The following is a 17748-nucleotide window of genomic DNA, read 5'->3' as shown; positions in this document are numbered from 1 at the left end:
TTTTCATCAATGGGTTAGCGTAAATAGGCACAGGATATACAGGATGTTAATCGTTAAAAAATAGCAGGTACTAATGGGCTAAGTACCTGCTAGAAGGGATTGAACTTTTTTACTGACAGGTTATTGCAGAGGTAGCATCACGATTAGTGTGAATACTCAACTTTGCAATTGATACATGCCAAGCTGCAGACGTGCTTATTTGCCAAGGTGAGAATACCTGAGACAAGTTAACACCTTGATCTGCAAAACACGCTAAATCTATGTTCAGAGTTTGCCAGCCACTTTGTCCCTTGAGCTGTTCTGAAATATCAAATTTCCCCTGACAGTCATCACCACATTGCATACCTAGCCAAAGCGGCGCATCAGCAGCCTGATCAACTTTAATTTGCATCTGCAATTGACCTGACTTTTCAACGTATGAACGCAAGTCTGATGGAAATGCAGCCATTAAACGCACAGCAGCAGGTTCGCCGCCTGTAAAACTGATTGCTCTGGCATCTTCTTGTACATCTTTATCAAACGTTTTAACACTGACAGCACCAACAGACTCACGACTACTAGCCATCGTTTTTTGTTGCTCTGCACTTTGTAATACAAGGCTCCACGGCGATTTAACTGCTCGGTCAAACATCACTAAATCTTCAAGTTGTTGCGATGATTGACTTTGCTCCGCAAGGTCATCACCGAGTGTATTTTTGTCTGTATAGGTCAAGCCAAATCCGTATGGTAACAATGGCGCATAGTTTTCATCACCACGGTTATGATTATCTACTGGATTATTGGGCCAAGAGAACGATAACTTGCCTTTAAAGTCGTTATTTACAGAGCCATCGGCATGCGAAAATAACACATCACTGATCGCATCCCCTTCTGTTCCAGGTAACCAAGTTGCCACAAAAGCATCGCTGGCATTTAATTCAGCGTTTACCCACATTGGTCGCCCGCTTATAAATAACGATACAACAGGAATACCCTTATCTTTAAGCTTACGCAACAAAGCTAAATCGGTTTTATTACCACGTTGATACTCAAGGTTATCTAAATCACCATTACCCTCTGCATATGGCTGCTCTCCAAATACCACAATTGCAACGTCTGGACGAGTATTAAACTTGCCATTTAAATCATACTGAACTTGCCCACCGGCTTGATTAACGGTGTGTTTAATACCATCCAGAATTGACGTACCACCTGGGAAGTCACTATTCTCATTACCCGTTCCCTGCCACGTGATACTCCAACCACCTGACTGCATACCAATATTGTCAGCACCAAGACCAGCTACAAGTACGTTAGCCTTAGGTGAAAGAGGAAGTAACTGTTGCTTGTTTTTAAGCAACACAAGCGATTCGCGAACAGCTTGTTTTGCAATTTCACGATGTTCAGCGCTACCAATAACCTCTGTTTTACCTGAAAGTGGTCGTTTTGCCGGGCTTGGTTTATCAAATAAACCCGCACGCATTTTTACACGTAAAACTCGGGTTACCGCATCATCAATACGTGATTGCGCAATGGTGCCATTTTTGACTTGTTCAATTAGATTTTCATACAGTGGTTTCCATGCATCTGTTGGAACCATATATACATCTAAGCCTGCATTAGCGGCTTGTGCACAGTCACCATTGGTGCAACCTGGAATTTGCCCATGACCATTCCAATCGCCAACAACGAATCCATCAAAGCCCATTTTCCCTTTGAGTACATCAGTAAGGAGGTACTTACTGCCATGTATTTTTTCACCATGCCAGCTATTGAACGAGGCCATAACCGTTTGCGCACCCGCGCTTAATCCACCTACATAGCCTTGCGCGTGAATAGCAAATAAATCCGCTTCACTGTCTATATTATTACCTTGATCATCACCGCCTTGCGTACCACCATCACCTAAAAAGTGTTTAACCGTGCTGATCACACGTCTATCTGATAAAAAGTCTTTATCTGTAGCGCCTTGCAAGCCTTTTACAATTGCCGCTGAGTACGATTTAACTATCTGAGGATCCTCTGAATATCCTTCATAAGTACGGCCCCAACGATCATCTCGCACTACAGCAACAGTAGGTGCAAATACCCAATCAATGCCTGTTACCATTACTTCTTGTGCTGTAGCTGCTGCTATTTTCTCAATTAACTCGGGATTATTTGTCGCCCCTAAGCCAATGTTATGTGGAAATAGCGTCGCACCAATGACATTATTGTGTCCATGCACGGCATCCGTTCCCCACATAGTTGGGATATTGATACCATCTAATGAATCATCAACCGAAGCTTGATACATTTTTTCAGCCAAGTCTATCCAGTCTGCAGCTGAGGCATGTTTATTATTATTAGGGAACGCTCCCCCGCCGTTTAAATATGAGCCAAAGCCGTATTTACGCATATCTTCAACCGTAATATCGCGGATTTCAGGCTGAATCATTTGCGCTATTTTTTGCTCTAATGTCATACTTGACAGCAGTTTAGCTATTTTAGCTTCCATATCGGCATCGTCAGTAATACCCGTTGAAATGGCTGGCCAAATTTGTAAATCACTTTTCTCGTTTATAGGTTTGGTATCAGGGCCAGAACAGCCGTTCATCGCCATTGTCGCCATTAGTAGCGCCGAAAGTGTGAATGGTTTTTTTAAAGTCATGGTTTGCACCTAATTATTGTTGACGAGTTGAAGAAACCTTTGAGCCTGATAGCGCAAAGTATGTGATGTACAGGTAACAAATAATAGGCAGCATCAATGCTAATTGCACACCCATGTTATCTGCTAATATGCCTTGCAGCAGCGGCACGATAGCCCCACCAACAATTGCTAGACATAAAATCCCCGAGCCTTGAGAGGTATATTTACCCAAGCCTTGTAATGCCAAACTAAAGATAGTCGGAAACATTATTGAATTACATAAACCAACCAATAAAATAGCCCACATAGCTAATGAGCCCTGCCCGGTCATAGCAATCAGAATAAACACAACGGCTAATAATCCATGGCAAGCCAGTACTAAATGCGCGTTTACTTTTTGCATGATTACCGCACCTGCAAAACGTCCAATCATCGCCCCTGCAAAATAATAACTAATATAATGTGCGGCTTGTTGCTCGCTGAGCGCAGTAATATGGTCAAGGGTTAAAAAGCCTACTAAAAAGCTACCAATAGCAACCTCAGCCCCGACGTACACAAAAATACCTACTGCACCAAGAATAAGGTGGCGATACTGCCAAACGCTGCCTAAATCTACAAAATTATCATCTGGTTGAACATGTTCTTGAGAATCTGTTTTACCCAACTTAGGAAGCTTTAGAAAAGCAAAAATGACAGCTAATATCAGTAAGCTTGCAGCTAAAATTAAATAAGGCAGTTTAACTTGCTCAGCTGTGGCTTGGCTTATTTCACTAAGAATCAACCAACCACCAAAGATAGGCGCAACGGTTGTCCCTAATGAGTTAAACGCTTGTGTCATTGTGAGTCGCGAGGAAGCTGTTTTAGAACTTCCCAATACACTAACATAGGGGTTGGCTGACACTTGTAAAATTGTTATGCCGCACGCTAATACAAACAATGCAAATAAAAACAGTTCATAAACATGTGCATCAGCGGCTGGATAAAACAGTGCACAGCCTATTGCTGCAACTACTAACCCAACAACAATGCCATATTGATAGCCAATCTTACTGACCAGTTTACCTGCGGGAATAGACATCACGAAGTAGGCGCCAAAAAAGCAAAACTGCACTAACATGGCCTGCGTGTACGAAAGCGAAAACATGCCCTTCAAATAGGGGATTAAAATGTCGTTTAAACATGTTATGAAGCCCCACATAAAAAATAAGGTGGTTAACGACGCAAGAGCAAATGTTTGCTTCGGCATCGCCTCGATGTCATTGTGTTGCTGTGTTGTCAAAGGCGCTTGTGCCATAATATATCTCTAATTATTAATAATTATCAGTTGATTGCCTCTATTTACGCACCTTTCCAAGTATTTAAAAAAGTAAATAATAGTTGCAACATAAAATGTAAGCGCTTACATTTATACCATATAAAATTTATTTATCAATTTATTTACAACAATATTGTAAGCGCTTACATGAACTCGTTATGATGTATTTTATATAATGCGCATTGCCACCAAAAGTAAGAGGACATTCCTAATCGTGTTTAAAACAATCTCTTTACCTAAGCAATCTGCAATGCTAAAGCCATCGTTCACTTTTGGTGTTGCTACAGCCTCATTTCAAATTGAAGGGGCCCGTGACTCACGCCTTGCATCCATTTGGGATACTTTTTGTGCTAAGCCCAATACCATTGCAGATCAAAGCAATGGCGATAAAGCATGTCAGCATGTTCAATACTGGCAACAAGATGTTGAGATGATAGCCGATTTAGCCGTGGATGCTTATCGCCTCTCCATCTCATGGCCGCGTGTAATAAACCAAGATGGTAGTGTGAACCAACAAGGCATCACGTTTTACCGTGAACTATTAACAGCGTTAAAAGCACGTAACATAAAAACTTACGTCACTTTATATCACTGGGATCTGCCTCAATACTTGGAAGATGCAGGGGGCTGGCAAAGCCGCGATACAGCGTATGCGTTTGCTGCATACACAGACATAGTGAGCCACGCACTAAGTGGGTTAGTTGATTCATATGCAACATTAAACGAACCTTTTTGCAGCGCCTATTTAGGGTATGAAATTGGCGTTCATGCTCCTGGAATTAAAAACCAAAAGGCCGGACGACAAGCAGCCCATTACTTATTGCTAGCTCATGGTTTAGCAATGAATGTGTTACGTAAAAATTGTCCCAATGTTGAAGCCGGCATCGTTTTAAACTTTAGCCCCGCTTATCCACTTACTGAAGATGATGCACCCGCGGCACAACGTGCTGATGAATACCACAATCAATGGTACATAAAGGCTGTGCTAGAAGGGCAATACCCGTCACTTTTAAATGAATTACCTGTTGCTGCACAACCGATTATCGCACCAGATGACATGGCAATTATTAGCCAGTCGATTGATTTTATTGGGGTGAATTACTACACTCGAATACATTATAAAAAAACAGCTGGTAACTGGTTTGAAGAAGTGCCATTACCCGATGTTGATATCACGGATATGGGCTGGGAAATATATCCACAAGGTTTAACTGAACTTTTAATCTCATTAAATAAGTTATACACCTTGCCTAAGATTTATATCACTGAAAATGGTGCTGCTATGGCAGATACTTGCCAAAATAATCAAGTGCTAGATTATGACCGTGTCAGTTATTATCACACCCATTTGAATGCCGTTGACGACGCGATTAAACAAGGTGTTGACGTACAAGGTTATTTTGCTTGGAGTCTCATGGATAATTTCGAATGGGCATACGGTTATGAAAAACGCTTTGGTCTGGTTTATGTTGATTATATAACCCAGCAACGCACACTTAAAGAAAGTGCAAAACACTATCGCGCCCTATTAAAACAACGCTAAGAATCAATGAGAACCGGCTATGCTAACTAAAAAAGAAAAAATAGCCTATGGTTTAGGTGACACCGCGAGTAACATCATTTTTCAAACAGTGATGTTATTTTTAACTTTTTTTTATACCGATATATTTGGTATTTCTCCTGCTGTAGTGGGTACTTTATTTTTAGTAGTTAGAGTTATAGATGCAATTACAGACCCGCTTATGGGCTCATTAACTGACTCAACTCGCACTCGTTATGGCAGTTATCGACCATACTTACTCTGGCTTGCTGTGCCTTTTGGGTTGATTAGCATCATCACTTTCACAACCCCTGATTTAAGTGATTCTGGCAAAGTTATCTATGCATTTATCACTTATACTTTACTCATGTTGGTTTACACCGCAATTAATATCCCCTACTCCGCACTTGGCGGGGTACTGAGTCGCGATCCGAGTGAGCGTGTGTCAATTCAATCTTACCGATTTGTATTTGGCATGCTCGGCGGCTTAATTGTTAGTGCGTGCACATTACCATTAGTGAATTGGCTGGGCGAAGGTGACAACGCGCTGGGTTATCAACTTACCATGGTATTGATGAGTTGCCTTGGCGTAGTGTTGTTTCTTATTTGTTTTAGGTTTACCAAAGAGCGCGTTTGCGCAAGTCAGGCCATGCAGCTCAATTTAAAACAACAAATGGCGACACTTTGGAAAAATGGCCCCTTTAAAGTCCTCTGCTGCGCATCAGCTGTGCTGCTAACAAGCATGGTATTACGTACAACGCTGGCTATTTACTACATTAAATATGTACTAGGTGAAGGCGATTTGGTCACCCAATTTGTAACCTTAGGAATGATAGGAAACATTTTAGGCTGCGCCTGTGCTCAGCCTCTAAGTAAATTTGTCGATAAGAAAACCGCCTACATTTACTTACAGTACATTTCTGCTGCTATTAGTTGCCTTGCGTTTTGGCTACCCAATGACAACCTGCTACTTGCTTTTGGTATTTATTTTTTATGGTGCTTTTTTACACAAATGGCAACCCCATTATTGTGGGCAAAAATGGCCGACACCATTGACTTTGGTCAATGGCAAGATGGCCAACGTTTAACCGGCCTTGTTTATGCCAGTGTTGTGTTTTTCATCAAACTTGGCCTTGCTCTAGGCGGCGCACTAGCTGGCTGGCTACTCGCTTATTATGATTATCAAGCAAATACAGTACTCAGTGAAGCAACTAAAAATGGTATATTGATGTCATTCACCTTATACCCCGCTATTGGTAGTGTGCTTGTCGCATTAATCATGAAAAGGTATATTCTTGACAATAGAACCGTAAAACAAATAAACGCTGATTTAGCAACAAGTAACAACACGTCTACCAACACGTAAAGGAAAAACATGGCCACCATTTATGAGGTGTCAAAGCTTGCTGGGGTTTCTCTAGCGACTGTTTCGCGAGTAATGAACAACAATGCAAATGTCAGTGATACCACGCGAAAAAAAGTAACGTCCGCGATGAATGAGCTCGGCTATAGACCCAACTCAATTGCTCAATCGCTTGCTTCAAATTGCTCAAATAGTGTGGGTTTATTGGTATCTGAGTTGTCAGGCCCTTTTTACGGACCGATGATGGGCGGTATAGAAAATGTTTTTCGTAAGCAAAGTAAGCACGTTATCATTGCTGCCGGTCACAGTGACAAAGCACGTGAAGAGCAAGCAATAGAGTTTCTAATTAGCCGCAATTGCGATGGCTTAATTTTGCATGTTGAAGCGGTAAGCGATCAATATCTTATTGAGCTGTCTAAAGGTAAAACACCATTTGTTTTACTCAACCGCTTTATTCCTGAATTAGCAGAGCGCTGTATCACGTTAAATAATAAGCACGGAGGCTATTTAGCGGCAAAGTACGTTTTAGAACAAGGACATAAAAACATTGCCTATATAAGCGGCCCGCTTTGGAAAAAAGATGCACAAGAGCGCCTAGCAGGCCACAAACAAGCCTTGGAAGAGCATGACATCGCGTTTGATGAGCAACTACTTTATGAAGGTGACTTTATGGAAAGCGGGGGCACACATGGCTATAAACAATTACATGATTCTGCGCACTCTTTTACAGCGTTAATTTGTGCGAATGATGAAATGGCAACGGGTGCTATGGCAAGTGCACGCGAATGTGGTGTTGTGCTGCCAGAAGCCCTTTCAATTATGGGATACGATAACGTGTTTTTCACTCGGCACGTTTTCCCGCCATTAACCACAATTAACTACCCTATTGACGAAATGGGCCGCATGGCAGCTAACTGGGTTCTAAGCGAAGTGTATCAAAAGACCACTCCTGTGCTACAAACCGTCTTTGAACCCGAGCTTGTCATTCGCCAATCAGTTGTTAATAAGGCTTGATAACAACGATAAATTAATTGGTTTTAATAAAACCGACTCAATTTTAAGTTGCTCAATTTGTAAAGGATCTGGCTCTACGCCACTGACAATAACCCGTTCTATATGTGGGTAGTGTTGCTTTATATGTTGAGCAAGCTCAAGCCCACTACCGTCAGGTAAATGCATATCGAGCAACGCTTTATCATATTGCGAATCCCCTTTAAGTATCGAAATACACTGTTCAAAACTGCGTGCAATAGATGTTTCAATCCCTAAGCTTTCCAATAATAACTGGGTTATTTGCGCAGCATCAGCATCATCTTCAACGAGCAAGAAACGAGGTGACACTTCGTCTATTTCGTCTAACTTTTGCGTCTTGGGTAACTCAGCTATATCGGCTTCTTTAGCTTGTGTTAGATACTCCTCTAAACACTGATAAAGATGGCTTGCGTCTACAGGCTTACCAATCACATCATTAAAGCCTAAAGCAATCAATTCACTTTTTATACCCTTCATTGTCGCCGCGGTTAATGCGATGATAGCGCCCTTAAATTCTTGGCGTCTTAGTTCTATTGTTGCTTCTTTTCCGCCCATTATAGGCATGTGTATATCTAAAAACACAATATCAAAAGGCTTTCCCTCAGACCTTGCTTTTTCAACTTTATCCAGCGCTTGCTTACCATTTTCGGCATAAACAACATCAGCACCAGCAGAGGTCAACATGTGCCCCACTAACATACGTAAATCACGTAAATCATCCACCACAAGTACGCGCCCTTCAACACGGCATGAAGTCGCTTTTTGCTGCATATTAGGAGTTAAATCAAGTTTTAAAACATGACGCTGTACATCTTGTATATCACCTGGATAAAGCGAAATTGTGAATTCTGAGCCCTTACCAACAGTGGAGTCCAGTGTTATTCCACCTTGCATATGACTGAGCAATTCAGAACAAATGGCTAAACCAAGCCCAGCACCACCCACTGCGCGCGATTCAACATCAGCTATTTGTTCAAATGGTTTAAATATTAACGCTTGTTTTTCCTTAGCAATCCCAAGACCTGAATCCTTGATACTAAAAAATAGCTTCTCTGTGCCATCGACTATTTCAGTCCATGCCCGTACGGTTATTTCACCTTGCTCAGTAAACTTAATCGCATTATTTATAATATTTATTAAAATTTGTCTTAAACGCGTGGCATCAACGTTAACAACAAGAGGAAGTGGCTCTAGCGATTCAAAGCGTAAACTTAATCCCTTATCTAGAGCCGATACGCGCATCAATGTGAAAACATCTGCCATCAAGCTATCCAGATTGACATCTGTGCAGGTTATCTCAAGTTTGTCGGCTGCTATTTTTGATAAATCTAGGACATCATTTAATAAACTCAACAAATGCCTACCATTACGGTAAATAACACCTAACTCATTACTTGCATACTCATTAAAGTCACCCTGCATGAGTAATTCGGTATAGCCTAAGATAGACGACAGTGGCGTACGTAATTCATGGCTTAAGTGTGCTAAAAAGCGGTCTTTTGATCTATTTTCAGCCTCCGCTTTGAGCCGCTCAATACGCTCATCTTCAATATCTCTTCGAGCCAAAGCGTAACGGATAGAGCGAGCAAATCGACTGCTACTCATCTCATTTTTAACAAGGTAATCAACAGCACCCGCATCCAATGCAGCTGAGTCAAGGGCATCGTCAGATTGCCCAGTAAGCATTATAATTGGCCCATCAAAACCATTTTCGACTGCTTGCTTTAATACTTCAAGGCCATCCGATGCACCTAATCGATAATCAAGCAGGCAGATATCATGCCTGCTCTGAGAAAGCACTTTTACTGCTAGCTGTGGATCACTAACCCACTCGATATCAAAAGTATGTGAAGTAAGTTGATCCAGATAGTCACACGTTAGAATGTAATCATCTTCATCATCTTCAACAAGTAATAGTTTCGTGGGCTTGTCTATCATAGCGCTTATGGACTTCCTTAATCGTTAAACGTACTTGGCAACTCAACAAATTCGACCCAGTACTTACCTAATGTTTTCATCAGGTCAACTAAGCCATCAAACGTGACCGGTTTAGTAATATAAGAAGCGGCTCCTAAGTCATAACCTCTGACCATGTCCTCTTCTTGCTTGGAAGTTGTCAAAATTACAACAGGGATCCCTTTTAGATTCGCATTTGCTTTAATAGCCTGCAACGCTTCTCGACCATCCATGCGCGGCATATTTAAATCTAGTAAAATAAGCCCTGGACGTGGTGATAATTCTTTATCTTCATACTTGCCTCTGCGCTCAAGGTACTCAAGTAATTCGACGCCATCTTCAACAAAATGTAAGTCATTTATCACTCGACTTTCGGCAAGGGCATCTTGCGCTAACAAACGATCATCTTCATCATCATCTGCCATTAAAATAGTGATTGGTTTAACTTTTTTGAATGACATTTAAGCCTCTCCTTGCAGTGTGAAAAGCTCTGCTTCCACTGGTAATTTAATAATAAAAGTAGCACCTTCATCGGCAACACCTTTAGCCGTGATAGTACCACCATGTCGTTCAACAATGCGTCTGCAAACAGACAAACCGATGCCTGTACCTTTATATTGTGAGCGTCCATGAAGACGTTGGAACGGAACAAATATTTTGTCTGTATACTCTTGTGAAAAGCCAATTCCGTTATCTTTAACGGTTATCACCTGCCAATCCAGCTCAGTATTGTGGTCGTCACTAAACTCATGCACATGTTCATAATTAACTGTAATAATAGGTGCAACATCTTGTCGCCTAAATTTAACGGCATTAGATAATAAGTTTAAAAATAACTGATGCATTTGGCTTGGATCAGCTTTAATCACTGGCATATTATTAACGCTTATTTGCGCTTTTGATTCGGTGATCGCGATCTCTAAATCAGCAATAATTTCGTTGATTACATTATTAAGATCGGTATCTTCAAAGTCCTTCCCTCGTGTTGTCACCCGAGAAAACTCCAACAAATCATTTATCAAAGTCGACATTCTCTTTGCAGCATTTTTCATGCGACCAATGTAATCTATGCCCTTTTCACCAAGCTCATCTTTAAACATGCTTTCTAATCGGTCACTGAAGGCTTGTATTTTACGCAGTGGCTCTTGTAAATCATGACTCGCTACAAAAGCAAATTCTTCAAGCTCTCTGTTAGAACGGCTTAATTCGTCTGAATATAAAGTAAGCTCTTGAGTACGCTCTGCTACCTTTGAAGCCAAGGTTTCATTTTGATGTTCCAGTTCTAGCCTATATTTTGCAGATTCGCGTAAATTAATACGGATCAAAACAAACATGCCAAAGATTAACAATCCACTCGTAATAGCTGTTATTGCAAAGGTGATCTTGGCTTCTTGTTTTATCTGGCCCAACTTTCTAAATTGCGCTAGCTCAAACGCTGATTCTGCCGATTGAATTTTATCCGTTAGAATACGGATTTCTCTATAAAGATTTCGCCCTTCATGGGTTTCAAGCAAATAATGAGCTTTGCGCTCTTTATCTGCCAAAGCAAGTTCAGCAGTGCGTGTAAGAATACGCACTTTCTCATCCACTAGCAGTAATAGCTTCGCTACACTTTCAGCCTGTCCATCGATTTCAGAGCGTAATCCCTTGACAATTTTGGCTTGTGAAGTGAGTTGCTCTAAAGCATAGTAGTAAGGAATCAAGTAATCATCCTCACCAGTTAGCAAATAACCTCGCTGGCCAGACTCTGCTTGCAAAACAGACAAATGTAACTTCTCAACAGCTGTATTTAACATACTCGTATCATCAAGGCGTTGCTGTGTTTGTGTTAAGTTTTGAATTGTGTTGACGGCTAAAAACGCATTGCCAATAACAATACACAACACAACAGCGATAAAGCTTGCCCATATAACATTTGTGCTACCTTGTTGCTTTTGCAGTATCATTTATTTTCCTTGGTGGTCAAGTTGACTCTGAAGAATCTAAATCAGATATTTTTTGCAAGTCTTCACTGCATTGCTGACAATTATTAATAATTTTATCTATTGCTGATAATGCTTTGTCCTTTGGCATATCATTTTCTAAAATCATTTTAATTAATTCAGCATTCATTGAAATTCGATTAAGCGGTGCTCTTGCATCATGAACCAATGTTCTTAATATCTCTTTATCCTTCATTTTACTCCTCAGCTGTTATTATTAACTGTATTCGCCAATACCACCGTATGCATTTAACCGGTTGTATAATGTTTTTGTGCTAATTCCAAGCATCTGCGCGGCAAGCGTTTTATTACCTTGAACTTTATCTAATGTGGCGTGAATCAGGTCTTTTTCAACTTCTTCAATCGTTTGACCTGCGCTAACTTGATTTGCTTGTGACTTTTTATTAACACGTGAGAATGGAGATTCTAAATTACTTGGTAAAGTTATTGTTTTACCTTTTGGGTCGCTCATAATAAATGCACGATGAATTGCATGACGAAGCTCACGCACATTTCCTGGCCAATCATAACCGCTAAGCTCTTTCAGTTGCGCTGCTTGCCAAATAAAGTCTGTGCCATTTTCATCATTTAACTGCTCTAAAAACGCCTTAGCTAGCAATTCAATATCTTCTTTTCGATCTCTTAAAGCAGGGATATCGATGGGGAATACGGCTAAACGAAAATAAATATCTTCACGAATAACGTTATTTTGCGCTAAATCTTCTAATGATCGGTTGGTCGCTGAAATCACTCTACAATCAACAGGTAATTCTTTATTGCCACCAACGCGCACTACTTTTTTACTCTCTAACACCCGCAATAAGTTTGGTTGCATCTCAATAGGCATTTCTGTCACTTCATCTAAAAATAAAGTGCCGTTTGCGGCTTGTTCAAACACCCCTTCTTTTCGTGCAATAGCGCCAGTAAACGCACCTTTTTCATGACCAAATAACTCACTGCCGATTAACTCTTTAGATAAAGCGCCACAGTTAGTTGCAACTAATGGCCCTTCACATTGACTAGCATTATGGATAGCTTGGGCAACCACTTCTTTACCCGCACCACTTTCACCCATGAGCATAACGTTTGCATTGGTGCTCGCTACGCGTTCAATCATAGTGTATAGCTGTTGCATGACAGGCGATTCGCCAATTAATGTACCAAAATATTTTTGTATGCTTGGCTGTTTCTTTTTCTTTTCAGTGTTCTTTTTTGGGTTTAGAACTCGCTCAATGTCTTCTCGCTGAAGTGGTTTAACGAGGTGCCCTACATTTGGGGCACACATCTGGGCAAGCTTACCTTTTACCGAAGGATGGCCTGAAATGAGCGTAATTTTGGGGCTTTGCCCAATACTGTTGAGATGTTCAACCAAATGTAAACCGCTGCCATCTGGTAGCATAAAGTCAAGGAACACATGGTCAAAGGTATTATTTTCAAACCATTGTTGTGCTTCAGCTAAATTAGCGGCTGTGTCTATATTATGACCTAAAAACTCCACTATATGGCAGACAACATCGCTGAACTCACTGTCATCATCGACCAAAAGTATGTTTAACATGATTATTCCCTATGCTTTATATTTCCTAATAGCGTAACATAATAAATGGGTTCTGAACCTAAAAATTCAACTATCAACACCATATATATGCAAATAAAAACAATTTCGATCACATATAACTCTTTATTTAAAATAGAATTCTAGGAGCGTTATGCAACTTCTCAAAATAACAACCCACCCGAGTATATCGGCCGATAACATAAGCCAATTTACACGCGTTACCAGTCGAGCAATTGTACTAAAGGGATCGCAAATATTATTAATGTATACCGCTCGCTATGAAGATTATAGTTTACCTGGCGGAGGCGTTGATAATTTTGAAACGATAGAGCAAGGGTTAATCCGTGAACTGCAAGAAGAAACGGGCGCACAAAATATTAAAATAAATGGGGAGTTTGGCCTTTATGAAGAGTATCGCCCTTGGTATAAGGATGACTATGAGGTCATTCATATAAAATCTTACTGTTACTTTTGTGACATCAATGACACATTAGGTCAGGCACAACTAGAACATTACGAACAACAAAATGGTATGCAAGCCAAATGGATAAACATACATGAAGCCATTGCTCATAATGAACGCACAATTGCTAATAGTGACAAACAAGGGTTATCTATCATTAGAGAAACCTACTTGTTGAAAGCAATTGCTAAACAGCTTTAGTAACAAACGCTTGATGGCGGTAAAATCGATACAAGCCAACAATATTGCTGGTTAAGAATAAGCCTTCCATTAGCACTGCAATGGGCGAACCTACCATTATGTTATGCGCCATCCATAAGCTGGTACCTACTATCATCAAGAAGCGCAGTTTAAGGTCTTTAGCTTGAAATGACGCTAGAGTTTGAATAAGTGTTGCGATTAAAGCTAATCCACTTAACCAGCTATGCCAAGTAATAAATACAGCCACCACGCTTAATATAATAAACCCTAGCATCACCATGAATTGCCTTGCAAAAACGCAATACAAGTAACGTGCGGCTGCAATAAGCATTAGCCAGCCAGCATTTTGCTGACCCAATATGAAAAAGTGTGCAGAGGTTAGTAGCACTGAGCCAAATAAACACAATAAAATAAATCGTCGAGACTTAAATTGAAATGAAGCTAAGTCGAGTAAAGTAGCAACGCCAACTAAACATTGAGAAAGTAAAAACATAGTGACTCCTTAAAAACAGCAGTCTAATGGAGTAAATTGAGTATCGCCTTAACTTAAGTTAAGGCGTTTACGTATTCGAGATAAAGAAATAGGTGAAATACCTATATACATTGCCACTTGGCTTAAGCTTAGCTGCGCCAACCAATGAGGTTTATGTTTGAGTAAATAGCAGTAACGCTGCTCGGGACTATTGAGTAATAAAAATGCCTCCTTGGCTTCTTTAAAAATAAGTTGCTGTTCAATAAGCTGCTGCTTAATCTGTTGATACTGTACTTGCTCAAATAGTGTTAGTGGTACTTTAATTACACTTGCTTCGTTAATCACTTTTAATTGATAAAACGCGGGGCTTGAAGTCATCCAATTGGCAAACAGCAATGCAAATTCATTTTTAAAATAAAACTCTTTACACTTTTGCCCACCATCAATCTCGTCATGAATAGCGCCTAAAACCCCTTGAACAATTAAATACCCATAACCTTGTACATCGCCTTGTTGCACTAATACTGTATTGGGCGCTATTCGTTGCTGAGGATACTTACCAGCCAATTGCACTTTGAACTTATTTACTAGCGCTTCATAACTGTCGCCAAGCGATAAAAGTGGATTCTCAGACATTCAAAACTGCCATTTGTTCATTAAGACATGTGTAATATCGGCCGCTGACACACCCACCCTATGAATATATTTTTGGCCACACCACAAAGATGAAAAGTCACTTTTAGCACTTTTTTCAGCTCGGCTTCTTAAGGCTGTTATTGCACTGCTGGCATGTGGAAACTCAGGAACCCCCTTTGGTATAGCACCTAACTCTCGCATTACTCTATTTTTAATACCCCGAGCAGCTCTACCAGAAAATAATGTAGTCAATGTGGTCTCGTCTTGTTGTTGATCTAAAATAGCCTGTTGATGCAAAGCTGATGTTGTTGCCTCCTTACATAGTAAATAAGCGCTTCCTACTTGGACAGCACTAGCTCCTAACGCTTTAAGCTGTTGTACATCATCGGCTGAAGCAATGCCACCAGCAGCAATAATAGGCAGTGATGTATGCTCAACACAACGTTTAACTAACTGCTCAGTATTTTGTTGTAAGCTTAAATCCATAGATAAAAAATGGCCTCGGTGCCCTCCTGCTTCAAGACCTTGAGCGATAACCGCATCAGCGCCATTTTCACTGAGCCATATAGCTTCATCTAAAGTTGTGGCCGTTGAAATCACTTTACTCCCCCAGCTTTTAATGTCTTGAACAATTTCACCGCTTGGTAAGCCAAAATGAAAACTCACCACCGGTGGCTTGAAAGGCGCTATTAGTTTTACTATTTCTTCATCAATTGGCTGACGAGTTGCCGTCATGCCCAAACTAGACTCATCAATACCATGCTCTTTTAAATAGGGTGAAAGTAATTGATGCCATTGCTGCTTTTGCTGCTGCGTATAACCGATTACTTCGTGACAAAAAAAGTTTAAATTGTAAGGTTTGTCGGTTGCTTGGCAAAGCTTGGTAATTTCATCGATTAATTGCTCCTTTGATAACATAGCGCAAGGCAATGAACCTAAACCACCACTGTTGCTCACAGCTGCGGCCAATCGATAGTCTTGCACACCTGCCATTGGGGCTTGGATAAGTGGTAACTCAGTATTAAAAAATGTTTGCATGTAAACGTCCTTGTAACTTTTTCATTCATTTGCATTAATTACCTGCACCGATCTTAAAGTACAGTAATATGAGAAGCATTACTTTTATTTAAACTTATTTTAAATCAGTACATTAAAATAAAAACCACTTATTGCTAAGAGTTGGTGTTAGCTTTGCAATCACCCTAACTACTATAATTTGTAAGGAGATAAAATGACTGATTCAGTAACTACAATCAATCCAGCTACCGAAGAAACAATTGCAGACTATACCCTGCTAAATCTTGAGCAGGCAAATAATGAGGTAGATAAAAGTCATAATGCATTCTTACAGTGGCGGCACACATCCCTAGACGAGCGAGCTGAGTATTTAAATAAACTTGCTGATGTATTTAAAAAAAATCAAAAGTCGCTTGCCCAATTAATGACGCAAGAAATGGGAAAGCTTTACCAACAAGGCTTGCAAGAAGTAGAACTATGCGCTGCAATATGCCGCTATAGTACTGAGCAAGGCCCTGTTCAACTAGCTGACGAAGAGCGTTTAATGGAAAACGGCCGCGCTATTATCACCTATCAACCTACCGGTGTGCTATTAGGTATTCAACCTTGGAACTTCCCGCTGTATCAGGTTATACGTTATGCAGTAACAAATATTATGGCAGGCAACACCGCAATACTAAAACATGCAGGTAATGTATTTGGCATAGCAGAAAAAATAGAGCAGATGTTCTGTGATGCTGGTTTTCCTGATTATGTATTTAAAAACCTACTGATTGACGGTAAAACAGCCAGCGAACTAATCAGTCACTCTGCAATTCGCGGTGTAACATTTACAGGTAGCGATGGCACAGGTAAAAAAGTGGCTGAGCAAGCAGGAAAACATGTAAAGAAAACCGTATTAGAGCTAGGTAGTAATGACGCCTACCTCGTACTTGATGACGCTGATTTAGAGCTGGCAGTTAAAACCTGTATGCAGGGTCGTATGGTTAACAATGGTCAAACCTGCGTTTCAGCAAAACGTTTCGTTGTCGTTGAGGCTTTATATGATGACTTTAAAACCGCCATTGCAAAGCAGTTTAAAGCAATGAAGTTGGGCGATCCTATGGATGAAGAAACAGAACTTGGTCCTATGGCGCGTGAAGACCTAAGAGATAAGATCCATGATCAAGTTCAAGAATCTGTAAAAGCAGGTGCTAAAGTCGTTGTTGGCGGTGAAGTACCTAAACAAACCGGCTTCTATTACCCTGCGACCTTGATTGAGAATTTATCACCGGGCATGCCCGCCTATGATGACGAGTTATTCGGTCCTGTCGCATCACTTATCAAAGCCAAAGACAATGAAGACGCAATGCGTATTGCCAATGATTCCCGCTATGGCTTAGGTGGAGGCATTATCTCAAAGGATGAAAAGCGTGCGATTGAATTGGCTAAAAAGCATTTTGATACAGGTATGATCAACATAAATGGTTATGGTCTTGCACAGCCAAACCTGCCCTTTGGTGGCGTGAAAGACAGCGGCTATGGTCGTGAACACGGCGGATTTGGTATTCGTGAGTTTGTAAATATCAAAGCTATTATGATTAATAACTAAAGCACAGTTATAAT

At 40.6% G+C, this 17748-nt stretch carries 15 protein-coding genes; 5 read left to right on the top strand and 10 right to left on the bottom strand.

The features are described from left to right. Positions 1-109: 109 nt before the first annotated feature. On the bottom strand, positions 110-2629 hold the full coding sequence (locus ACFI4Z_RS09755) for a glycoside hydrolase family 3 protein (protein WP_462670413.1): 2520 nt from the start codon (positions 2627-2629) through the stop codon (positions 110-112). 13 nt (positions 2630-2642) lie between these two features. Further along, positions 2643-3902: a sugar MFS transporter gene (locus ACFI4Z_RS09750; RefSeq protein ID WP_462670412.1), complete on the bottom strand. Its 1260-nt coding sequence runs from the start codon at positions 3900-3902 to the stop codon at positions 2643-2645. Between the two features lie 271 nt (positions 3903-4173). Between ACFI4Z_RS09750 and ACFI4Z_RS09745 the strand changes: the two genes are divergently transcribed. From ACFI4Z_RS09745 to ACFI4Z_RS09735, 3 genes are read left to right on the top strand one after another with little or no spacing between them, the layout of a single operon-like run. Beyond that, positions 4174-5466 (top strand): GH1 family beta-glucosidase, encoded by a 1293-nt coding sequence (locus ACFI4Z_RS09745; RefSeq protein WP_462670428.1) that lies wholly within the window; start codon positions 4174-4176, stop codon positions 5464-5466. Positions 5467-5506: 40 nt separating this feature from the next. Continuing rightward, complete coding sequence (locus ACFI4Z_RS09740) at positions 5507-6829, top strand: glycoside-pentoside-hexuronide (GPH):cation symporter (RefSeq protein WP_462670427.1); 1323 nt, start codon at positions 5507-5509, stop codon at positions 6827-6829. 9 nt (positions 6830-6838) lie between these two features. Further along, positions 6839-7840, top strand: a complete 1002-nt coding sequence (locus ACFI4Z_RS09735; RefSeq protein ID WP_462670411.1) for a LacI family DNA-binding transcriptional regulator — start codon at positions 6839-6841, stop codon at positions 7838-7840. On the opposite strand, the gene ACFI4Z_RS09730 is transcribed toward ACFI4Z_RS09735, so the two are convergent. The 5 genes from ACFI4Z_RS09730 to ACFI4Z_RS09710 are packed head-to-tail and all read right to left on the bottom strand — an operon-like array spanning position 7820 to position 13354. After that, positions 7820-9796 (bottom strand): response regulator, encoded by a 1977-nt coding sequence (locus ACFI4Z_RS09730; protein WP_462670410.1) that lies wholly within the window; start codon positions 9794-9796, stop codon positions 7820-7822. The genes ACFI4Z_RS09735 and ACFI4Z_RS09730 overlap by 21 nt on opposite strands. A gap of 17 nt (positions 9797-9813) precedes the next feature. Continuing rightward, the gene (locus ACFI4Z_RS09725; RefSeq protein ID WP_462670409.1) at positions 9814-10275 is read right to left on the bottom strand and encodes a response regulator; all 462 of its coding nucleotides are present in this window, start codon (positions 10273-10275) and stop codon (positions 9814-9816) included. Next, on the bottom strand, positions 10276-11760 hold the full coding sequence (locus ACFI4Z_RS09720; RefSeq protein WP_462670408.1) for a sensor histidine kinase: 1485 nt from the start codon (positions 11758-11760) through the stop codon (positions 10276-10278). Positions 11761-11776: 16 nt separating this feature from the next. Continuing rightward, positions 11777-11992, bottom strand: a complete 216-nt coding sequence (locus ACFI4Z_RS09715; protein ID WP_462670407.1) for a histidine kinase dimerization/phospho-acceptor domain-containing protein — start codon at positions 11990-11992, stop codon at positions 11777-11779. Between the two features lie 21 nt (positions 11993-12013). Next, positions 12014-13354, bottom strand: a complete 1341-nt coding sequence (locus ACFI4Z_RS09710) for a sigma-54-dependent transcriptional regulator (protein WP_462670406.1) — start codon at positions 13352-13354, stop codon at positions 12014-12016. Positions 13355-13505: 151 nt separating this feature from the next. Between ACFI4Z_RS09710 and ACFI4Z_RS09705 the strand changes: the two genes are divergently transcribed. Further along, the gene (locus tag ACFI4Z_RS09705; RefSeq protein ID WP_462670405.1) at positions 13506-14018 is read left to right on the top strand and encodes an NUDIX hydrolase; all 513 of its coding nucleotides are present in this window, start codon (positions 13506-13508) and stop codon (positions 14016-14018) included. Here ACFI4Z_RS09705 and ACFI4Z_RS09700 read toward each other — a convergent pair. The 3 genes from ACFI4Z_RS09700 to ACFI4Z_RS09690 are packed head-to-tail and all read right to left on the bottom strand — an operon-like array spanning position 14005 to position 16164. After that, positions 14005-14511: a YgjV family protein gene (locus tag ACFI4Z_RS09700; protein WP_462670404.1), complete on the bottom strand. Its 507-nt coding sequence runs from the start codon at positions 14509-14511 to the stop codon at positions 14005-14007. The two genes, ACFI4Z_RS09705 and ACFI4Z_RS09700, sit on opposite strands and share 14 nt — an antisense overlap. 48 nt (positions 14512-14559) lie before the next feature. After that, positions 14560-15126: a Crp/Fnr family transcriptional regulator gene (locus ACFI4Z_RS09695; RefSeq protein ID WP_462670403.1), complete on the bottom strand. Its 567-nt coding sequence runs from the start codon at positions 15124-15126 to the stop codon at positions 14560-14562. Continuing rightward, the gene (locus ACFI4Z_RS09690) at positions 15127-16164 is read right to left on the bottom strand and encodes an NAD(P)H-dependent flavin oxidoreductase (RefSeq protein ID WP_462670402.1); all 1038 of its coding nucleotides are present in this window, start codon (positions 16162-16164) and stop codon (positions 15127-15129) included. It lies immediately after the preceding gene. A 193-nt stretch (positions 16165-16357) separates the two neighbouring features. Between ACFI4Z_RS09690 and ACFI4Z_RS09685 the strand changes: the two genes are divergently transcribed. Beyond that, positions 16358-17734 carry an NAD-dependent succinate-semialdehyde dehydrogenase gene (locus ACFI4Z_RS09685; RefSeq protein ID WP_462670401.1) on the top strand — a complete coding sequence of 459 codons (1377 nt, stop codon included), beginning with the start codon at positions 16358-16360 and terminating at the stop codon, positions 17732-17734. The last annotated feature ends 14 nt before the right edge of the window (positions 17735-17748 follow it).

This window comes from Pseudoalteromonas sp. RWi3, assembly GCF_054960735.1.
Note: the sequence above shows the minus strand (reverse complement) of the source record. Positions and strands in the feature narration are given on the sequence as shown.

Coding starts and splice junctions, on each gene's coding strand:
- ACFI4Z_RS09755 (WP_462670413.1), bottom strand. CDS start 2,629: ATGACTTTAAAAAAACCATTCACACTTTCGGCGCTACTAATGGCGACA.
- ACFI4Z_RS09750 (WP_462670412.1), bottom strand. CDS start 3,902: ATGGCACAAGCGCCTTTGACAACACAGCAACACAATGACATCGAGGCG.
- ACFI4Z_RS09745 (WP_462670428.1), top strand. CDS start 4,174: ATGCTAAAGCCATCGTTCACTTTTGGTGTTGCTACAGCCTCATTTCAA.
- ACFI4Z_RS09735 (WP_462670411.1), top strand. CDS start 6,839: ATGGCCACCATTTATGAGGTGTCAAAGCTTGCTGGGGTTTCTCTAGCG.
- ACFI4Z_RS09730 (WP_462670410.1), bottom strand. CDS start 9,796: ATGATAGACAAGCCCACGAAACTATTACTTGTTGAAGATGATGAAGAT.
- ACFI4Z_RS09725 (WP_462670409.1), bottom strand. CDS start 10,275: ATGTCATTCAAAAAAGTTAAACCAATCACTATTTTAATGGCAGATGAT.
- ACFI4Z_RS09720 (WP_462670408.1), bottom strand. CDS start 11,760: ATGATACTGCAAAAGCAACAAGGTAGCACAAATGTTATATGGGCAAGC.
- ACFI4Z_RS09715 (WP_462670407.1), bottom strand. CDS start 11,992: ATGAAGGATAAAGAGATATTAAGAACATTGGTTCATGATGCAAGAGCA.
- ACFI4Z_RS09710 (WP_462670406.1), bottom strand. CDS start 13,354: ATGTTAAACATACTTTTGGTCGATGATGACAGTGAGTTCAGCGATGTT.
- ACFI4Z_RS09705 (WP_462670405.1), top strand. CDS start 13,506: ATGCAACTTCTCAAAATAACAACCCACCCGAGTATATCGGCCGATAAC.
- ACFI4Z_RS09700 (WP_462670404.1), bottom strand. CDS start 14,511: ATGTTTTTACTTTCTCAATGTTTAGTTGGCGTTGCTACTTTACTCGAC.
- ACFI4Z_RS09695 (WP_462670403.1), bottom strand. CDS start 15,126: ATGTCTGAGAATCCACTTTTATCGCTTGGCGACAGTTATGAAGCGCTA.
- ACFI4Z_RS09690 (WP_462670402.1), bottom strand. CDS start 16,164: ATGCAAACATTTTTTAATACTGAGTTACCACTTATCCAAGCCCCAATG.
- ACFI4Z_RS09685 (WP_462670401.1), top strand. CDS start 16,358: ATGACTGATTCAGTAACTACAATCAATCCAGCTACCGAAGAAACAATT.